Origin of the sequence: Natrinema sp. CBA1119 (assembly GCF_002572525.1) — an archaeon.
Taxonomy (GTDB): domain Archaea; phylum Halobacteriota; class Halobacteria; order Halobacteriales; family Natrialbaceae; genus Natrinema.
Window position 1 is genome coordinate 3,248,218 of record NZ_PDBS01000001.1, and the last position, 18,550, is coordinate 3,266,767.

General features: G+C 64.6%; 15 protein-coding genes and 1 tRNA gene. 10 read left to right on the forward strand and 6 right to left on the reverse strand.

The window, feature by feature from the left end:
• The first annotated feature begins 84 nt into the window (after positions 1–84).
• The 6 genes from CP556_RS16125 (at position 85) to CP556_RS16150 (ending at position 8,237) form a co-directional block, all read left to right on the forward strand.
• On the forward strand, positions 85–1,344 hold the full coding sequence (locus CP556_RS16125) for a hypothetical protein (protein ID WP_098726546.1): 1,260 nt from the start codon (positions 85–87) through the stop codon (positions 1,342–1,344).
• Positions 1,341–2,345, forward strand: coding sequence for a hypothetical protein (locus CP556_RS16130; RefSeq protein WP_098726547.1), 1,005 nt, complete (start codon positions 1,341–1,343; stop codon positions 2,343–2,345). The genes CP556_RS16125 and CP556_RS16130 overlap by 4 nt, the downstream gene beginning before the upstream one ends.
• A 125-nt stretch (positions 2,346–2,470) precedes the next feature.
• Positions 2,471–3,973 carry a dihydrolipoyl dehydrogenase gene (locus tag CP556_RS16135; protein WP_098726548.1) on the forward strand — a complete coding sequence of 501 codons (1,503 nt, stop codon included), beginning with the start codon at positions 2,471–2,473 and terminating at the stop codon, positions 3,971–3,973.
• A 184-nt stretch (positions 3,974–4,157) separates the two neighbouring features.
• Positions 4,158–6,635 carry a DNA topoisomerase VI subunit B gene (locus CP556_RS16140; protein WP_098726549.1) on the forward strand — a complete coding sequence of 826 codons (2,478 nt, stop codon included), beginning with the start codon at positions 4,158–4,160 and terminating at the stop codon, positions 6,633–6,635.
• Positions 6,636–6,684: 49 nt separating this feature from the next.
• Positions 6,685–7,776, forward strand: a complete 1,092-nt coding sequence (locus tag CP556_RS16145; protein ID WP_098726550.1) for a DNA topoisomerase IV subunit A — start codon at positions 6,685–6,687, stop codon at positions 7,774–7,776.
• A 155-nt stretch (positions 7,777–7,931) separates the two neighbouring features.
• Entirely contained in the window at positions 7,932–8,237 is a 306-nt protein-coding gene (locus tag CP556_RS16150) for a hypothetical protein (protein ID WP_098726551.1), read from the forward strand.
• 23 nt (positions 8,238–8,260) lie between these two features.
• Here the strand turns inward: CP556_RS16150 and CP556_RS16155 are convergent, their stop codons facing one another.
• From CP556_RS16155 to CP556_RS16185, 6 genes are all read right to left on the reverse strand, one after another.
• Positions 8,261–8,965 carry an MBL fold metallo-hydrolase gene (locus CP556_RS16155; RefSeq protein ID WP_098726552.1) on the reverse strand — a complete coding sequence of 235 codons (705 nt, stop codon included), beginning with the start codon at positions 8,963–8,965 and terminating at the stop codon, positions 8,261–8,263.
• Between the two features lie 111 nt (positions 8,966–9,076).
• A complete protein-coding gene (locus CP556_RS16160; RefSeq protein ID WP_098726553.1) occupies positions 9,077–9,814 on the reverse strand; it encodes a fumarylacetoacetate hydrolase family protein in 738 nt (245 codons plus the stop codon).
• Positions 9,815–9,905: 91 nt separating this feature from the next.
• Positions 9,906–10,754: a sugar phosphate isomerase/epimerase family protein gene (locus CP556_RS16165; RefSeq protein WP_098726554.1), complete on the reverse strand. Its 849-nt coding sequence runs from the start codon at positions 10,752–10,754 to the stop codon at positions 9,906–9,908.
• Between the two features lie 834 nt (positions 10,755–11,588).
• Positions 11,589–12,473, reverse strand: a complete 885-nt coding sequence (locus tag CP556_RS16175; RefSeq protein WP_098727436.1) for a UbiA family prenyltransferase — start codon at positions 12,471–12,473, stop codon at positions 11,589–11,591.
• A 178-nt stretch (positions 12,474–12,651) separates the two neighbouring features.
• Positions 12,652–13,482 (reverse strand): sugar phosphate isomerase/epimerase family protein, encoded by an 831-nt coding sequence (locus tag CP556_RS16180; RefSeq protein ID WP_098726556.1) that lies wholly within the window; start codon positions 13,480–13,482, stop codon positions 12,652–12,654.
• Between the two features lie 3 nt (positions 13,483–13,485).
• Positions 13,486–14,286 (reverse strand): TatD family hydrolase, encoded by an 801-nt coding sequence (locus CP556_RS16185; protein WP_098726557.1) that lies wholly within the window; start codon positions 14,284–14,286, stop codon positions 13,486–13,488.
• A gap of 302 nt (positions 14,287–14,588) precedes the next feature.
• Here CP556_RS16185 and CP556_RS16190 point away from each other — a divergent pair, with 302 nt between their 5' ends.
• From CP556_RS16190 to lrp, 4 genes are all read left to right on the forward strand, one after another.
• The gene (locus CP556_RS16190; protein WP_098726558.1) at positions 14,589–15,809 is read left to right on the forward strand and encodes an inositol-3-phosphate synthase; all 1,221 of its coding nucleotides are present in this window, start codon (positions 14,589–14,591) and stop codon (positions 15,807–15,809) included.
• Between the two features lie 53 nt (positions 15,810–15,862).
• On the forward strand, positions 15,863–17,251 hold the full coding sequence (locus CP556_RS16195) for an alkaline phosphatase family protein (protein ID WP_098726559.1): 1,389 nt from the start codon (positions 15,863–15,865) through the stop codon (positions 17,249–17,251).
• 165 nt (positions 17,252–17,416) lie between these two features.
• A tRNA-Glu gene (locus CP556_RS16200) sits at positions 17,417–17,491 on the forward strand.
• A 497-nt stretch (positions 17,492–17,988) separates the two neighbouring features.
• Positions 17,989–18,444 (forward strand): HTH-type transcriptional regulator Lrp, encoded by a 456-nt coding sequence (lrp, locus tag CP556_RS16205; protein ID WP_098726560.1) that lies wholly within the window; start codon positions 17,989–17,991, stop codon positions 18,442–18,444.
• Positions 18,445–18,550 lie beyond the last annotated feature (106 nt).

Below are 18,550 nucleotides of genomic sequence, written 5' to 3' on the forward strand. Positions count from 1 at the left end.
CCACGGTCGCGTAACCGTCGGTTTCGGTGACTGTGGCACATTCCGGCAAAATCCACTTATCCCCCGTTCTGGTACGGTGATCCGATGTTTCCGCTCGTCGCGATAGCACTCGCTGTCATCGGTGGCGTGGTGGTACTCGAGGTCGTGTCGTACCGAGCGCTCGAACGGATCCCCTCGGTGGCCACCGAGGAGTTCCCCGAGATCGATCGAGAGTTACTGGGGAAGTTCAGTAGTTTCGACCCCGAACTCGGATGGGTGCCCCAGCCTAACCGGGAGAAACAGAAGGACACGGGGGATCACCTCCCGGGCGAGGAGGTCCGGACCACGGTCACGTACTCGACCGACGAGTACGCGAGTCGGGTCTGCCCGGCGAAGGAACGCGATCCCGACGCCGACCACACGGTCTCGACCTACGGTGACTCCTACTGTTTCTGCCGGGAGGTCGACAACGACGAGACCTTTCAGAACTACCTCGCACGGGAACTCGACACCCACGTCGCCAACTACGGCGGCGGCAACTACGGGATCGATCAGGCGCTCATGCGGCTCAAGCGCCAGTATCCCGACGACCCGACCGACCACGTCTTCATGGTCGTCACCGCCTCCTCGATCGCCCGCATCCTCAGCGTCTGGAAACACTACCAGGAGTTCGGCAACATTCTCGCGGTCAAACCCCGATACGTCCTCGAGGACGGCGACCTCGAGCGCGTCGAGAGCCCCGTCGACGAGAAGGAGGAGCTGCTCGACCTCGAGTCGAAGGCCGACTTCCTCCGGGAGTACGACTTCCACTACGAGCACTGGTTCCGACCGCACTTCGCGACGCGGCCGTACACCGCGGACTTCCTCGAGAAGAACGAGCACCTCCGGTACGCCGGCTACACGGCCGGGAAGGAACTCGAGCGCCGTCTCGGCCGGTCGGTTCCGGGAATCGACTTCGACCTGGCCCAGACCCAGTCGGCGCTGCGGTTGGAGCGGCCTCGAGTGCGGTATCACGAGCGACTGTTCGATACCCACGAGGCCCTGTTCGACGCGCTCATCGAGGAGTTCGTCGACTACGCGGACGAGCAGGAGTTCGAGCCGACCTTCGTGATGGTTCAGCAGCTCCGGTACGCGAAGTACGAGTCCGAACACGGCCCGATCTACGGCGACTTGATGGACCGACTCGATGAGAAGTACGATGAACTGACGACGATCGACATGGCGACCCACCTCTCGCCCGACGACGGCGATGTCGAGTCGCTGTACGTCGAGCGCGGGGAGGGGGGTCACTACAGTCCCGAAACGAACGCCGAAATCGCGAACGTGCTGGCCGAGGTCGTCGAGCAGCGAGCAGTCGTGGAATGAATCCCGTCTATCTCGTTGCCGGCATCGTGATCCTCGTCGGGGGGATCGTGGACATCCTCTGGACGACCCTCTGGGTCGACGGGGGCTCCGGTCCGATCTCCGGCCGACTGACGACGGTTATCTGGCGCGGTCTCCGGATCGTAACGCGGGATCACAACAGGGCCCTCAGCCTCGCCGGGCCGATCATCCTCACCTTTACGCTCGCGATGTGGATCGGGCTCATCTGGATCGGCTGGACGCTCATCTTCGCGAGCGAGTCGATGGCCGTGGTGAACTCTCGCACCGGCGGCCCCGCCGACTGGTGGGGGCGGTTCTACTACGTCGCCTACACGATGTTCACCGACGGTAACGGCGACTACACCCCGGTGTACGGCGGTGACGTCTGGGAGGTCGCCAGCGCGTTCACGACGGCTTCGGGCATGGCGTTCGTCACCCTCGGCGTCTCCTACGTGCTCACCGTGCTCGGGGCCGTCTCCGACAAACGCTCCTTCGCCAGCACCGTCACGGGGCTGGGGGACCGAAGCGAAGCGCTCGTCCGAACGGGCTGGACCGGCGAGGACTTTCAGGGCCTCGAGCTGACCGTCGAGTCGCTCGCGTCGGAACTGAGCCTGCTCGCCGAACAGCACAAGTCCTATCCGATCCTCCACTACTATCACAGCGAAGAGGGCGAGCAGGCCTCCGCCGTCGCCGTCCCCATCCTCGACGAAGCGCTCATGCTCTTTCGGTACGGGATTCCCGACGAGCAGAGCCTCGATCCCGCGATCATCGCGAACGGCCGCTCGAGCGCACAGAGTTACCTCGAGACGCTCGACGAATCGTTCATCGAACCCGAGCCGGCGGTCCCGCGCGCGCCGGATCTCGGCCGGCTCCGGGAGGACGACATTCCGACCGTCTCCGACGAGGAGTTCGCCGAGGCCCTCGCGGAGCTGACCGACCGTCGCCGCCGCTTGCTCGCCGTGGTCGAAGCCGACGCCTGGGAGTGGCCGCCGCTCGAGGAGTGAGGCGGTCTGCCGTAGCCGTGTACCGGGCACACTCGCATGGCGGGTCGTGGGTACACCGGAACGACGGATAGTCATCCGTCTGAGCAGGCTCGATATTCATTGCGCTCGGCATCCACGCACTCCGTATGGAGGAGTACGACTTTCTCGTCATCGGCTCCGGCTCCGGCCTCGACGTGGCGAACGCGGCGGCGAACCAGGGACAGTCGGTCGCGGTCGTCGAGAAGGGACGACTCGGCGGCACCTGTCTCAATCGCGGCTGTATCCCGTCGAAGATGCTGCTGTACCACGCCGACGTCATGGAGACGATCGAGCGCGCGGACGAGTTCGGGATCGATGCCACGGTGACCGACGTCCGGTTCGCCGACATCGTCCGCGAGGTCAACGAGGACGTTCGCGGCAGTTCGGACTCGATCCGGCGCGGTCTCAGTTCGTCCGACCGCCACGACCTGTACGAGGCGGAGGGGCGGTTCGTCGACGACCGAACGCTCGAGCTCTCGGGCGGCGCGGCCGACGGCGAACGCGTTCGCGCGGACACCGTCCTCGTGGCGGCGGGTACGCGCCCGGCGATTCCGCCGATCGACGGTATCGAGACCGTCGACTACCTCACCAGTACCGAGGCACTCCAGCTGGAAACCGCGCCGGATCACCTCGTCATCGTCGGCGGCGGCTACATCGCCGCCGAATTGGCGCAGTTCTTCGGCACGTTCGGGAGCGACGTGTCGATCGTCGGCCGTCGACCGAACCTGCTTCCGGATGCCGACGAGGAAGTGGCCGAAGCCCTCACCGAACGCTACGCCGACCGGTTCGACGTGTACACCGGCTACGAAGCGACCGCCGTCTCCGGAGACGCCGGTTCGATCACCGTCGAGGCACGTCCGTTCGCCGACGCGGGCGGCAGTGTCGCGAGTCCGGACGACCCCGTCTCAGTCACCGGCGACGAACTGCTCGTCGCGGCCGGTCGGGTTCCGAACACCGATACGCTGAACGTCGAAGCCGCCGGTATCGAAACCGATCAGGCCGGATTCGTGCAGACAGACGAGTACCTCCGGACGACCGCCGAGGGCGTCTGGGCGCTCGGCGACATCGTCGGCGAGTACCTGCTGAAACACAACGCGAATCACGAGGCGCAGGCAGTCGCGCGCAATCTGTTCGGCGACGAACTCGAGCCGGTCGATTACTCCGCCATGCCCTTCGCCGTCTTCGTCTCGCCCGAGGTCGCCGGTGTCGGGCTGACCGAACAGGAGCTACGCGCTACTGACCGCGAGTACGCGAAGCGAACCTACCGGTACGAGGAGACGGCCCGCGGCAGCGCGATGAAGGCCGAAGGGTTCGTCAAGCCGATCATCGACCTCGAGGGCGAGGTTCTGGGTTGTCACATCATCGGTCCCGAGGCGTCGAACCTGATTCAGGAGGTCGTCGTGGCGATGACCGCCGGCTCCGGGACGGTCCACGATATCCGGGAGTCGGTTCACATTCACCCCGCGCTCTCCGAAGTCGTTCAGCGCGCGTTCACCGGGCAGTTCACTCTCGGGGAGGGAGTCGACCATGACCACGTCCACGATCACGACCACGGCCATGACCACGTCCACGATCACGACCACGGCCATGACCACGACCACGATCAGTGAATCGTCGCCTCCCGGCCATCGCCGTTCGCCGGTCAACGAAACCGGATTCGTTCGGCCCCGAGGCCCCGATTATGCTCCGCGATCGACTCCTCGAACGCGTCGAACCGACTGTCGGCGCTGCAACGAATTCACTTTCACTCCGGTAGCACACATCTTTTAGCCTCCCCGTTAGTAAGGGACAACGATGACGTCGCTACAGTCGACACTCGGTGACGAGCCGGGGATCGCCGAGGAGCTGGCCGAGAGCCAGCAGTCGATCTCCATCGCCGAGTTCTTCGAGAAGAACAAGCACATGCTCGGCTTCGACAGCGGCGCTCGAGGCCTCGTCACGGCCGTCAAGGAGGCCGTCGACAACGCCCTGGACGCCGCCGAGGAGTCGGGTATTCTCCCGGATATCTACGTCGAGATTCAGGAAGCCGGCGACTACTACCGCCTGATCGTCGAGGACAACGGACCGGGACTCACGAAAGAAACGCTGCCGAAGGTCTTCGGGAAGCTCCTCTACGGCTCTCGATTTCACGCGCGCGAACAGTCCCGCGGTCAGCAGGGGATCGGTATCTCTGCCGCCGTTCTCTACGCCCAGCTGACGAGCGGGAAACCCGCGAAGATCACCAGCCGAACCCAGGGCTCGGGCGAGGCCGAGTACTTCGAGCTCATCATCGATACCGACGAGAACGAGCCCGAGATCAGCGTCGAGGGGACGACCACCTGGGACCGGCCCCACGGGACGCGCATCGAACTCGAGATGGAGGCCAACATGCGCGCCCGCCAGCAGCTCCACGACTACATCAAGCACACGGCGGTCGTCAACCCCCACGCCCGCCTCGAGCTGCGCGAACCGCAGGAACACTTCAAGTTCGAGCGCGCGACCGACCAGCTTCCCGAGGAGACCGAGGAGATCCGCCCGCACCCCCACGGCGTCGAACTCGGGACCGTGATGAAGATGCTGACGGCGACGGACTCCCAGACGGTCTCAGGATTCCTCCAGGAGGAGTTCACCCGCGTCGGAAAGAAGACCGCGGAGTCGGTCATCGACGAGTTCCGGGACCGCCACTACGGCCGCGAGATGCGCTGGCGGCCGCCGGCGAGCCACGAGGGGATCGATCTCCGCGCCGCAGTGGAGGACGCGACCGCGAACAAGGGCCGCGACGCGACGGCCGCGTTCGCCGATGCGATCGTCGAGACGGTCTCCGATTCCGATCGGATCGCCCACTCCGAACTGGTCGCGGCCGTCGAATCGGCCGCCGACGCGGTCGAGGACGATCACGGAACGACGTTCGGCGACACCGTCCGCGAGAACGCCGTCGAGGCCGTCTGGCTCGAGCTGATCGACGCCGTCGAGGCGGACGGTGAGACGGCAGCAGACGGCGAGGACGGGACCGGGGCCGACGGCGAATCGCGGCTGGTCGCCGATCTGTACGACCTCGCGGACGACGCGACGAGCACCCGAAAGGACGACGAGGTGATCCACGCCTTCGCCGACCGACTCGCGGCCAAGTTCGAGGACGAATACGCGGACGAGAACGCTCGCCACCGGCTCACTCACAAGCGACTCCGAGCGCACGTCGATCGAGCCGCGGATCTCACCGAGGAGTACGACGACGTCTCCTTCGGCGAGACGGCGCGCGAGAACGTCATCGAGGCCGTCTGGAGCGTCATGGCGACCGTTCCGGACGAGCCGCCGCTGGTTCGCGAGCTGAACGGCGACCGCGACGCCACCAGCAACCTCGTCGACGCGATGCGCGCGACCGACATCATGGCGCCGCCGACGCGGTGTCTCGCTCCCATCTCAGAGGATCTCATCACCGCCGGCCTCGAGAAGGAGTTCGACGCCGAGTTTTATTCGTCCGCGACGCGCGACGCCGGCGTCTCCGGCGGGGATCCGTTCATCGTCGAGGCGGGAATCGCCTACGGCGGCGAGCTTGAGGCCGAAGGGACCGGTCAAGTCATGCGCTTTGCGAACCGGGTCCCGCTGGTCTACCAGCGCGGTGCCTGTGCGACGACGGATGTCGTCAAATCGATCGGCTGGCGCAACTACGGGCTCGACCAGCCCGGCGGCTCCGGCCTGCCCAACGGCCCGGTCGTGATAATGGTCCACGTCGCCTCGACGAACGTCCCCTTCACCAGCGAATCGAAAGACGCCGTCGCGAACGTTCCCGAAATCGAGGACGAGATCGAACTCGCTATTCGGGAAGCGTCCCGGGAGCTCAAGAGCTTCCTCAACAAGCGCCGGTCGATGGAAAAGCGGCGGAAGAAACAGAACGTCCTCGGAAAGATCCTCCCGGAGATGGCCACGAAAGTCGCCGAGGTCACCGGCCGCGACGAACCGGACATCGACGACGCCATCGCGCGCATCATGAACAACGTCCTCGTCGAGCGCCGGACCGAGGAAAACGGCGACGGAACGGCGGTCTCCGTCATCGTCGAGAACAACTCGAGCACGAACGAGTCGCTGGAGGTCACCGATATCGTTTCGGCCGAGCCGACGAACCTCTCCGACGGCGCGACCGTCGTCGAGATGGACGGCGAGTGGTTCGTCAAGTGGGAGCCCGAGGTCTCGAGCGACGACGAGGCGGCACTCGAGTACGAGGTACCGGACGACGCGACGTTCGATCTGGACGTCAAAGGCGTCGAGAGCGAGAAGCTGACGGTGTCATCATGAGCGTGCGAATGATGGCTCGTACTGAGCGAAGCGAAATTACGGTGAAATCATGAGCACGAACGACAACCAGCAGGCGCGGGAACAGTTGATCGATCTCGCGGCGCAGTTCTACGACCAGTTCGAACTGGGCGAGATCCCCCACATGTCCGTGCCGACGCGGACGAAGAACAACATCGAGTACGACGAGGAGATGTCCGTCTGGGTCTACGGCGACCGCGAATCGACCCGGTCGGCGAACTCCGTCCGCGGCGCGCGCAAGCTCCTGAAGGCGATCTACACCATCGAGTTCCTGTCCGAGCAACTCGAGGAAGACCGCTCGTCGACCCTGCGTGAACTCTACTACCTCTCGGAGAGCTGGGACAACGACGAGGCCCAGTTCACGAGCCAGGACGAGTCGAACGGCATGATCGAGGACCTCGAAATCGTCTCGGGAGTCACCCGCGAGGACTTCCACATGCGCCCCGAGGAATCGGGGGCGAAGGTAATGGGGCCGCTCCACATCCGCGAGCAAACGAACCGCGGCGACCGCGATATCCACTGTCAGCTCGACGTGGGCCAGGGCGGGTATCAGGTCCCGAACAACCCCGACACGATCGAGTTCCTCGACAACGATGCCGATTTCGTCCTCTGCGTGGAGACCGGTGGCATGCGCGACCGACTCGTCGAGAACGGCTTCGACGAGGAGCACGATGCCATCGTCGTCCACCTCGGGGGCCAGCCTGCGCGCGCTACGCGTCGACTGACGAAGCGCTTCCACGACGAACTCGGCCTCCCCGTCGTGGTGTTCACTGACGGTGACCCCTGGTCGTACCGGATCTACGGCTCCGTCGCCTACGGCTCGATCAAGTCCGCTCACCTCTCGGAGTACCTCGCGACCCCCGAGGCTGACTTCATCGGCATCCAGCCCAGCGACATCGTCGAATACGAACTGCCGACCGACCCGCTCTCGGATTCGGACATCAACGCTCTCGAGAGCGAACTCGAGGACCCGCGCTTCCAGACCGATTACTGGACGGAACAGATCGAACTGCAACTCGATATCGGGAAGAAGTCCGAACAGCAATCGCTGGCGTCTCACGGGCTAGACTTCGTGACGGATACGTATCTGCCCGAGCGATTGGGCGATATGGGCGTCCTCTAGGGCGCTTCGAGTCGAGATGTCTCGAGATACGTCTCGAAACGTTATCCTGATGCTGGTTTTCGACGGTCCCTGAACCAAATTTTCGGTGACACCCTGTGTCTGCAGGTGCAACCGGTTCCCGTCCGCACGGCCTGTCACCATCTAGAATCAGTGATATGGCGGACGACAAAGACAGCAAACGGCCGACGCACAGCGATCCGGACGAGGAGGCGATAGACGAACCGACGACCTCCGGTGCGCAGGAGGCCGACGAGACCGCGTGGATGATGAAAGAGGGGGTCACGATCGGTCTGATTTCGATCATGGCCGTCCTCGTCCTGGCACTGGGGCTCCTCCAGGGAACCGGCCTCGTCGACGTCTTCGCACCGATCGCCGACACCAATTTCGGGCAGTGGATCGCGTTCGGCGTGCTGGTACTCGTCGTCATCGCGGTGTTCGCCTGGTCACGCGTCGGCGTCTGAGCGCCAGCGCCGAGCCACTCCCCTCATTCGTCGAGGACGACCGGAACGCCGCGGTGTGCGATATCGACGACGAAGGCGTCCGCGTCGATTTCGATCGCCGCGAAGGTATCGTAGTGAACCGGGAGCACGAGGTTCGGCTCGAGTCGGTCGGCCAGCGTCGCCGCCTCGCGTCGATCCATCGTGAACGTGCCGCCGATCGGCGGAAGCAGGAGATCGACCGGAACGTCCTCGTGGACTGAGAGGACGTCGGTGTCACCGGGCCAGAACGCGGTGACGCCGTCGACGGTGACGCCGAAACCACAGCCCTGCCCTTCGGGATGGTACGGCGTTCCGTTTTCGTCGGTGTGCGGACCGTCCGGATCGTTGTACGCCGGCGTGGTGAACAGGTCAAGCGGTCCGAGAACGAACGACTCGTCGGCGGCGACGCGTTCGACCTCGAACGGGAGCGCTTCCGGTTGCTTGTCGATGCGGTCGATCTCGCTCGCGTCGATCGACTCGTGAACGACGACCAGCGCGTCCTCGCGGGCGACGCGTCGAATCGAGTCGGGATCGTAGTGGTGGTCGTGGGAGACGAGAATCAGGTCGCCGTCGCGAGGCTCGAGATCGTCCAGCACGTCGTACTCCTCCGGACCGGGATCGAGATAGACGACGGCACCGGTTTGGCCCTCGAGTCGGACGGTCGCGAGGCCGAACCAGTCGACAGTTACCGCGTCGAATCGGACGGTCATACGGGACCGTTTCTCGAGCGGGCCGAAAAGCGTTCCACTCCGGTCGACTCGAATCGGGTCGAGCAGCGGATCGAGAGCGGCTCGAGAAACGGCTCGAGAACGGCGCGCTGATCAGGGAATGCGGACCGAGTGCTCGAGCGTGCCGACGCCCTCGACTTCGATCTCGATTTCGTCGCCGTCGGCGAGCGGGCCGACGCCCTCCGGCGTGCCGGTCGCGATCACGTCGCCGGGCTCGAGGGTGAGATAGGTCGTGATCTCGGCGATCAGTTCGGGGATCGAAAAGATGAGTTGCTCGCGGGAGCCGTCCTGCTTCGTTTCGCCGTTGACGCGAGTTCGGACGGCGGCGTCCGCGGGGACTTCGTCGGGGGTCGCGAGCACGGGCCCCATCGGCGCGGCACCGTCGAAGGCCTTGCCGCGGATCCAGTTCTGTTCCTGGCGCTGGTCGTCGCGGTTCGAGAGATCGTTGACGCAGGTAAAGCCCTCCACGACGTCCATCGCGTCGGCTTCGGGGACGTGGCGACACTGTTCCCCGATGACGACGCCGAGTTCGGCCTCGTGGTCGATCCGCTCCTTGCCCGCGGGGAGGGTGACGGTGTCGCCGTGGGCCGCCAGCGCGTTCGGCGGCTTCAGGAACAACATCGGCCGGTCGGGCACCTCGGAGTCGAGTTCCGCCGCGTGGTCGGCGTAGTTCTTCCCGATACAGACGACTTTCGAGGGCTCCGACGGCGGGAGGACGTCGATCTCGTCACTCTCGAGCGCGTAGCTCTCGTTCGCGAAGTGAACGGTGCCGTTCTCGTACTCGCCGCGGCGAACCGCGCCGGCCGGGTCGCGGAATCGGACGTATTTCATAGTCGGTGGATGGACGCAGGGGATAAAAAGGATTGAGAAGGCGGCTCGTTCAGGGGTGTTCGAGCGGTGGGTGGCCCAGTCGGTGGAGACGCTACACGTACCCCTCGAGCGCCTCGAACGCCTCCCGCGCTGCGCGGTCGGGTTCGTCGGGATAGGTGTAAAGCTCGAGCGTGGCGAACCCGTCGTAGCCGATGTCCTCGAGGGCGTCGAATATCGCCCGGAAGTCGAGGTTTCCCTCGCCGGGGATTCGATGATAGTGCTTTCCGCGACGGCCGCCGACGATGTCCTCGAGGTGGACGCCCGTGATGGAGCCGGCGCTGGCGCGGATGCTTTCGGCAACGTCCTCGCCGTAGACGGCCGCGTGGCCGACATCGAGGTTGACGCCCAGCGAGTCCCGGCCCACCTCGTCCATCACCTCGAGCACCTCGTCGGTGTTCTCGATCAGCAGTTCGGGCTCGAACTCGATGCCGACCTCGATATCGCGGGCCTCGGCGTAGTCGAGGATCTCGTGGAGTGACTCGATCAGGTCCTCCCGTGCCGTTTCGGGTGTCGTTCCCGGCAGCGGGCGACCAGTCGCCAGACAGACCGCCGGCGAGTCGACCGTTTCGGCGAGATCGATCGCTCGCTTCGTGTACTCGACGCGCCACTCGCGGGCCTCGTCGTCCGCGCGGATCACGCTCGGCTCGAAAAAGGCCGACGGCGGCGCGTCGTCGTAGTAGCCCATCGCCGTGTTCGCGTTGATATTCGAGACGGCAAGGTCGGTGTTCGCGAGGGCCTCGAGCAGCGCGTCCCGATCGGCGTCGTCAAACGCTGGAAAGTAGGCGTGGGGATCGTCGCCGAGCAGTTCGACGCCGGCGTAGCCGTGGTCGTCGATCCGGCGGACGGCTTCGGGGAGCGAGTGACGCGTGTACGCGTTCGTCGAGAAAGCGAGTTCGACCATCGATCTGGGGCTCGTACACCGGAGGTACACTAATTCGTTGGCCCGTCACACTCGAAGCGCGATCGGCGACCGGCCGGACCGTGTGCGGTGGCGCACGCTGTGCCGCGGCGAACCGATGGTGAGCCGCGGCACAAAGCCGTGCGAGGGACGAGGGAGGGAGCATCGCGACCGACCGAGTCGGTTGGGGAGGACGTGGCAATCCCTCGTGGCCATGTGAGCAGGAAACCTGTGTTCGCAGTAGAACTGTAACGAAAAAATCACTGATAGTATGATATCTTCACTCCATATCGGCGAAAAATTGGAAGAGTCGATTCGGCATTTACAGATGCATACGTACCTTTTTGCTGCGGGTCCTCGCTCCCTTCGGTCGCTCGAACCGCTTGCAAAAATCTACGCTAAAAAGGCCGCCTCTGCGGACTTCGTCCGCTTCGGCGGTGAACCGCTCGCTTCGCTCGCGGACGCTGACAGCGGTAAGTCCTTCAGCTGCACTTACCGCGAGTTATATGAAGTATTCTGAATAAGGAAACCGTGTTACTATCTACTTGGGAGGACTGGTCATGCTGGCAACACGGAAAGGCTACGCTTTCCCCAGCCGATTCACTCGCTCTCTACGGTCGCTCGCTCATCCACCGGAAGACGCGTACGCGTCTTCCGAGCCGTTCGCTCACGATGTTCGCGAAGACCTCGCGCACGTTCGGTCCGCGGCTCACCGTTGGGTCGCGGTTCCCTATGGTCACCGTTCACAATACCGAGGCCGTCACTTCGTTCAGACCTCGCAGTTCGCCGCGTCACAGCGCGCGCCACCGCAACGTCACAGCGCATCACATGTGGTAGTCACGTCACGTCGAAGACGTACGAGAGACCCACCGCCGGAACGAGAAAGACGCCGGCAGCGAGTCCCCAGCGAACCCCGGTTGCGGTGGCGAAGGCCGCGTCGAGCAACACGAGTCCGAGGACGCACGCCCCGACCGCCGGGCCGACGGTACTCGGTACCGGGTCGACGGACGCGGCTCGCAGGGGACGCCCGACCCACCAGCAGAAGGCGACGGCGAACGCGGTCGCGACTATCGCCTCGAGCGCGGTCGGACTTCCACTCACGAGGAACCAGCCGACGGCGAGCACCGCTGCAGCCGCACCCGTAGCGGCGATTGCGACGGCACCCCGATTGGCTCCCTCGGTTTCTCGAGCCGCCATGAACGTGACGGCGGCGATGTAGCCGGTGACGACCGCAGGAACGGCGAGCAGTCGGAGCGGGAACTCGAGCACTGCGCTCCCGGCCGCAGTCGTGCCCAATACGACGTTCAGCCCGCGCGTCGCACCCATCGCGAGGAAACCGGCGGCGGATCCCTTCATGAGGCCGTCGTAGGCGATGATGGCGGTGGCGACCAGTCCGGCGGCCGCGGCAGCGGGACCGCCGGCGACGATGAACGCGATCCCGACGGCGACGAGCAGTAGCGCGAGTCCAAGTCCGAACGCGGTGCGTCGAGAGATGCGACCCGAAGGAATCGGGCGTTCGGGTCGGTCTCGAGCGTCGACGGGCGCGTCGAACGCGTCGTTGAGGGTCGTTCCCCCGGCGTAGAGGCAGACGGAACCGATCGCGAGTCCGGCGACGATAGCTGGGACGAAATCGTGGCCGGCAGCGACCACGAGCGCGGCCCCGAGGATAACGTCCGGCGGCGCGGTGAAGAGGTTCGGCGCGCGGACCAGTTCGCCGACCATACCGAGGGTCGTCCGGAGGCTGCGTTCGGGTTCGGTTTCTCTCTCGCCGGCGATTGTGTCCGACTCCGTGTCTGCGTCCGACTCCGTGCCTGCGTCCGACCCCGCGTCTGCGTTCGACTCCGCCTCCGCGTCCGACCCCGTGTTCTCGTTTCGATCCGACGACACACCGCCGGCCACCCTACGCCCACCCGCGTTCCTCGAGGGAGGCCATCGCCCCCTGAGCGGTCTCGATCGGCGTCTCCTCGTAGGGGTAGAGTTCGACGGTGACGAAACCGTCGTAGCCCCGGTCCTCGAGTTCGCCGAGGAAGGCGTCGATGTCCATCGCGCCGTCGCCGAGCTGGGTGTGCTCGTGGGTCCGATCGGCCGGGATGTCCTCGAGGTGGTAGTGGCTCGTGTGCTCCCAGAGCGGTTCGACGAGTTCGGCCGGATCCTCCCCGACGCAGTAGAAGTGGCCCGCGTCGAAGTTGCACTTCACGCGCTCGGAGTCGACCCGCTCGAGGAGCGCGAGGAACTCGTCGCCGGTCTCGATCAGGAGGTCCGGTTCGGGCTCGACGAGGAGGTCGACGCCGACTGCCTCGGCTTTCGGGATGACTTCCTCGAGGCTCTCGACGAAGGTGTCCATCGCCCACTCGCGCGATTTGCCGTCGGGAATCGGCCCGCCCGGTTCGATCGAGATGCAGGGAAGTCCGAGGTCGGACGCGGTCTCGAGCGCTGCCAGGGTGTAGTCGATCCGCTGCTGGCGATATTCTTCGTCCGGTTCGATGTAGGAAGGGTGGTGAAAGCCCTCGATCGCGGTCAGCATGAACGCGTTGGCGTTGCTGACGGCGATTCCGTGCGTCTCGAGGGCGTCCTCGACGCGCTCGCGCTCCTCGTCGGTGGCGTTTGGCGGATACAGATGGGGCTCGTCGAGCAGCAGTTCGACGCCGTCGTAGCCCGCGTCGGCGATGGCCTCGATCGCGTCCTCGAGTTGGTACTCGCGGAAGGCGTTGGTGGAGAAGCCAAACTGCATGAGTCAGGCCTCGTAGTCGAAGTTCGGCGACTGGTCGAAGAACTCGTAGGGGTTCTCGAAGACGACCGTCCGAACGTCCTCGCGGTCCCAGCCCCGGTCGAGCATCCGGTCGCGAGCCTTCGGCACCGCGAGCGGATCCGAGGGGTCCCAGTCCGCGGCGCTATTGAAGATCATGTTGTCGGTGCCGTACTCCTCGAGCAGATCGATCGCCGACCCGGTCTCGATCTTGCCCGGATAGAGCGTGAAGCCGATCCAGCAGTCCGTCTGCGTCGAGATATCGATCGTATTCTCCGTGTTGTGATCGATGATGATCCGTTCTTGCGTGACGCCCATCTCCTCGATGATTTCGACGATCCGCTCGGTGCCCGACGGCTTGTCCGTGTGGGGCGTGTGGACGATGACGGGGAGTTCGCGCTCTTCTGCGATCTCGAGCTGGCGACGGAACGCCCACTCCTCATCGTCGGTCACCTGATCGAAACCGATCTCGCCGACGCCGACGACGGGGTCGCGCTCGAGGTACTCCGGAATCCGGTCGACGACCTCCTCGGCCATCTCGCGGTAGTTCGCTTCCTTCGGCTCGAGGCCGATCGTCACGTAGTGGTCCATCCCGGCGGCCCGCTCGGCGCGGTCGGTTTCGTGCTCGATGATCTGTTCGAAGTAGTCGAAAAAGGCACCCGCGTGGTGTTTGTCCTGGCCGCTCCAGAACGCGGGCTCGATACAGCACTCGATACCCGCCCGCCGCGCTCGTCGATAGTCGTCGGCCGAGCGCGAAACCATGTGCATGTGAGGATCGATAATCCGCATACGGGCAGTCCAACGACGAAACGGTTTGGTGCTACTGGTCGTTCGATCGCCAAACCCGAGGTTGATGACGGCGAATCGATAGCTCTGGCCGGCGGAATACGGTGTTATGAGCTGGCAAAGCTGTATTACTCCCGCTACGCGAGTCATAACGAAACCCGTTCGGCCCCCACGTTCGTGGGAATGACGCTGATCGAGCGATCGACGGCAGTGATGAACCCGCTGCAGATCGATCCCGGGAACAGGATGGGTGATCGCGCGTCGAAAATCCGGATCGAGCGGCCGCCGGGAGGGAATGAGACCCGATGAGTCACGGGGAGGATCCAGCGGTCGACGACGGGGACCGAACGGGCGTCTGGCTCGTCGGGGCACGCGGGAACGTCGCAACGATGTCGATCGTCGGCGCTCGCGCCATCGCCAGGGGAGCGACCGACACCACCGGGATGGTAACCGAGCGCGATCCGGTCTCGAGCCTCGGGCTCCCGCCCGTCGAGGGGTTCGTCTTCGGAGGCCACGACATCGAACCGGAGTCACTCGTCGGACAGGCCGAGCGCCAGCGCGATCGAAACGGCGTCCCGGACGCTGACACGCTCGAGACGGTTCGAGATGATCTGGCCGCGATCGACGAGCGGATCGAGGTCGGCACGGCGGTCAACTGCGGTGCCGCCGTTTCCGAGGACAGCGAACAGCTAGACGAGACCCTGCCGATCCGCGATGTCGTCGACCAGATCCGAGACGACTACGAGACGTTCCGCGATAGCCACGCCCTCGAGCGACTCGTCGTCGTCAACGTCGCCTCGACGGAACCCGAACTGGCGGAGCCGGAGCGATACGACACGCGCGACGCGCTCGAGCAAGCGATCGACGAGGACGACCGCGACCTCCCTGCCAGCGTCCTCTACGCCTACGCCGCGATATCCGACGGACACCCGTTCGTCAACTTCACGCCGAGTGCGGCCAACGCGCTCGGGGGAGTCCGCGAACTCGCGGCCGAAAACGAGGTTCCGCACGTGGGACGCGACGCGAAGACCGGCGAGACGCTCGTCAAGTCCGCGCTCGCGCCCATGTTCGCCGGCCGCAATCTGCGAGTCATGAGCTGGGAGGGCCACAACATCCTCGGCAACACGGACGGCCTCGTCCTCGAGGACGAGGCGAACGCCGCCGGTAAGCTCGCGAGCAAGGGCGACGTGCTCGACTCGATCCTCCCCGATATCGGTCACAACCGAGTCCGGATCGACTACACGCCCTCCCTGGCCGACTGGAAGACCGCCTGGGATTACATTCACTTCGAGGGCTTCCTCGAGACGGAGATGAAAATGCAGTTCACCTGGGAGGGGTCGGACTCCGCGCTGGCCGCGCCGCTCGTGCTCGATCTGGTGCGGTTGATCTCTCACGCCGACGACCACGGCGACGGCGGGCTTCAGCCCCAGCTCGCGTCGTTCTTCAAGGCCCCGCTCGGCGTCGACGAGCACGACTTCTCCCGGCAGTTGGATCGACTGTACGACTACGCCGAGGAGCATCGCTGATACGCAATACTCCCCGCTGACCGCCGTTCCAGCCCGACACGTTCCCGAGACCCATGCCCGAACTCACGATTCCCGAAACGACCGAGACGGCCGGCCGAACGATCGTCCTCGATGTCGTCGGCCTCCAGCCCCAGCACATCGACGCCGACCGAACGCCGACGCTCGAGTCGTACTTCCCGAGCGAACGCGTGACCGACCTCAGGCCACCGTTTCCAGCCGTCACGGTTCCGGCTCAGACCACCCTCGCGACCGGATGCGGTCCCGGCGAGCACGGCGACGTCTCGAGCGGCGAGTACGACCGCGAGCGAAAAACCGCCGAGTTCTGGGAGCGCGACCGCGACGGTCGCGACCGGATCTGGGAGACCGCGAGCGACGAGGCCGGGCTGACCACCGGCGTCCTGAACTTCCAGCACTTGATCGGGACGAGCGCCGACGTGGCGGTCACACCGTCGCCGATCGAGGACGAGAACAACGACATCCTCGAGATGAACTGCTGGACGAACCCCGACGGCTTCTACGACGACCTTCGGGAGGAACTTGGGCACTTCCCCCTGCACAACTACTGGGGACCCGGCGCGAACGAGGAGGGGAGCCGCTGGATCCTCGCGGCCGCGAGCGAGGCGATCGACCGGTTCGATCCCGACCTGCTGTGGATCTACGTTCCCCACCTGGATTACGCCGGGCAGAGCGACGGTCCCGACAGCGACGCCTTCACGACGGCACTCGAGACCGTCGACGACCTCCTCGAGACGTTCCTCGCGGACCTCTCCGAAACGGACCGCTGGGACGAGACGGTCCTCACCCTCGTCAGCGAGTACGGGTTTCACGAGGTGGATCGACCGCTGTTCCCCAATCGCGCGCTCCGGGAGGCCGGGTTGCTCGAGACGGACGCGGAGGGCGACGCCGACATCCCCGGTTCGGACGCGTTCGCGATGGTCGACCACCAGATCGCACACGTCTACGCCGACGAGGGAGCGGTCGACGCCGCTCGAGACGCGCTCGCGGGGCTCGAGGGAATCGACGCGGTCCTCGCTGACTCGGGGAAGGCCGAGCGCGGGATCGACCACCCGAACGCGGGCGACCTCGTCCTCGTGGCCGAACCGGACACCTGGTTCCAGTACTACTGGTGGAACGACCGCGCGAACGCGCCGCCCTACGCGACCGAGATGGACATCCACGCCAAACCCGGCTTCGACCCCTGTGAGTTGTTCTTCGGCGACGAGGGACTCGTCTCGCTGGACGCCTCGCAAGTGAGCGGCTCCCACGGTCGCGTCGACGAATCCGCGTTCGGCTGTTTCGGCCTCGGCGGTCCGGCCGCGCCCGAACTCGAGGGTGACGGGCCGGTCGACGCGACGGACGTGACGCCGACTATCGTGGACTTACTCGGGCTCGAGGGGGAGCTCTCGATGCCGCTCGAGGGGTCGTCGCTTCGACGGCCCTGACCGGAACTGGTCTCGTGCGTGATAGCGTGTCACCCCCAGCCCGGAACGGAACCCTTTTTACTAGCCCCCGGCAACGACCAGTTGCACACAGCGCGTGTGGTAGATGGCTCCGTTGCTGAGACGGACGAAGTCCGTCGATGCTCGGAGTAGAGAGCGAAGCGATATGCTCCGTTGGTGTAGTCCGGCCAATCATTTCGGCCTTTCGAGCCGATGACCTGGGTTCAAATCCCAGACGGAGCACTCTTCTGAGGAACGAAGTGACGAAGAAGGAAGCGCACGTTCTGGGATTTGAATCAGACGAGTCGCAGCACCGAGCGTAGCGAGGTGATCGCCTCGGCGTGGTTCAAACCCCAGACGGAGCGATAGTTTGAGAGACGTGGTTGGTTTCCATCTCTCGGAGCGCAGTCCTCTCTCGAGTCACGAGTGCATCTCTCCCCGAACGGATCCCAAACGACAGATTTGCGACGAGCGAATTCTCGAGTCGTCAACGTTACACACGAGAATCCGACTCGAGAAAGGACGAGCGATAGCGTCGGTTTCAATCGGTCCGTCGGGTAGTGACGTTCGTTCGGTTGGCGGATACACATGACACCGAAGCGGCGATGACGATTCGTCTATTTGCACCAATCCACGCCCATACGAGGCTCGTCCGTTTATCTCACAACATCGGCTCAGTAGCCACGGATAGAACTGGATATTCGTAAACTCCTAGTAGATGGAGCACTTCATACCAGCTAATGACCTACGAACACTTGGACTCAGATCTGGTAAACAAACTGCTTGACGATGGCCGAGCGAGCCTCCGCAGCCTCGCCGAAGAACTCGATGTCTCCGTCACGACGGTCTCGAACCACCTCTCCGACCTCGAGGAGGAAGGCGTCATCGAGGGCTACACGCCGAAAGTCGACTACGATGCGGTGGGGTACGATGTCACTGCCATCATGCAACTGAAAGCCGAAGGGAGCGCGCTTCCGGAAATCACGCAGACACTGAAGGACCACCGCCAGATGATCTCCGTCTACGAGGTCACGGGGGACTACGACGTAATCGCCATCGGGAAGTTCAAAGATACGGACGACATGAACGACGAGATCAAGTCCCTGATCACCGATCCCGACATCAACCAGTCGAATACGAGTATCGTGCTCAACGCTGTCTCCGAAAACGAACAGTTCGAACTCGACACGGAGTAACCGCGTTTCGGTCCTCGAGCTGGTGAGCGATCTCGACAGCAACTGCGGACGCCCCGTCTCCGCGCGTTCGGTAGCGGCGGCTTGGGTGTGATTATCCGATCGGGAC

What these genes read in the sequence shown, in the direction of transcription:
- CP556_RS16155 (WP_098726552.1), bottom strand. Translation starts at nt 8,965, where the DNA reads ATGACCGTCCGATTCGACGCGGTAACTGTCGACTGGTTCGGCCTCGCG.
- CP556_RS16150 (WP_098726551.1), top strand. Translation starts at nt 7,932, where the DNA reads ATGGCGGACGACAAAGACAGCAAACGGCCGACGCACAGCGATCCGGAC.
- CP556_RS16195 (WP_098726559.1), top strand. Translation starts at nt 15,863, where the DNA reads ATGCCCGAACTCACGATTCCCGAAACGACCGAGACGGCCGGCCGAACG.
- CP556_RS16130 (WP_098726547.1), top strand. Translation starts at nt 1,341, where the DNA reads ATGAATCCCGTCTATCTCGTTGCCGGCATCGTGATCCTCGTCGGGGGG.
- CP556_RS16165 (WP_098726554.1), bottom strand. Translation starts at nt 10,754, where the DNA reads ATGGTCGAACTCGCTTTCTCGACGAACGCGTACACGCGTCACTCGCTC.
- CP556_RS16180 (WP_098726556.1), bottom strand. Translation starts at nt 13,482, where the DNA reads ATGCAGTTTGGCTTCTCCACCAACGCCTTCCGCGAGTACCAACTCGAG.
- CP556_RS16160 (WP_098726553.1), bottom strand. Translation starts at nt 9,814, where the DNA reads ATGAAATACGTCCGATTCCGCGACCCGGCCGGCGCGGTTCGCCGCGGC.
- CP556_RS16125 (WP_098726546.1), top strand. Translation starts at nt 85, where the DNA reads ATGTTTCCGCTCGTCGCGATAGCACTCGCTGTCATCGGTGGCGTGGTG.
- CP556_RS16185 (WP_098726557.1), bottom strand. Translation starts at nt 14,286, where the DNA reads ATGCGGATTATCGATCCTCACATGCACATGGTTTCGCGCTCGGCCGAC.
- CP556_RS16190 (WP_098726558.1), top strand. Translation starts at nt 14,589, where the DNA reads ATGAGTCACGGGGAGGATCCAGCGGTCGACGACGGGGACCGAACGGGC.
- CP556_RS16145 (WP_098726550.1), top strand. Translation starts at nt 6,685, where the DNA reads ATGAGCACGAACGACAACCAGCAGGCGCGGGAACAGTTGATCGATCTC.
- CP556_RS16140 (WP_098726549.1), top strand. Translation starts at nt 4,158, where the DNA reads ATGACGTCGCTACAGTCGACACTCGGTGACGAGCCGGGGATCGCCGAG.
- lrp (WP_098726560.1), top strand. Translation starts at nt 17,989, where the DNA reads ATGACCTACGAACACTTGGACTCAGATCTGGTAAACAAACTGCTTGAC.
- CP556_RS16135 (WP_098726548.1), top strand. Translation starts at nt 2,471, where the DNA reads ATGGAGGAGTACGACTTTCTCGTCATCGGCTCCGGCTCCGGCCTCGAC.
- CP556_RS16175 (WP_098727436.1), bottom strand. Translation starts at nt 12,473, where the DNA reads ATGGTCGGCGAACTGGTCCGCGCGCCGAACCTCTTCACCGCGCCGCCG.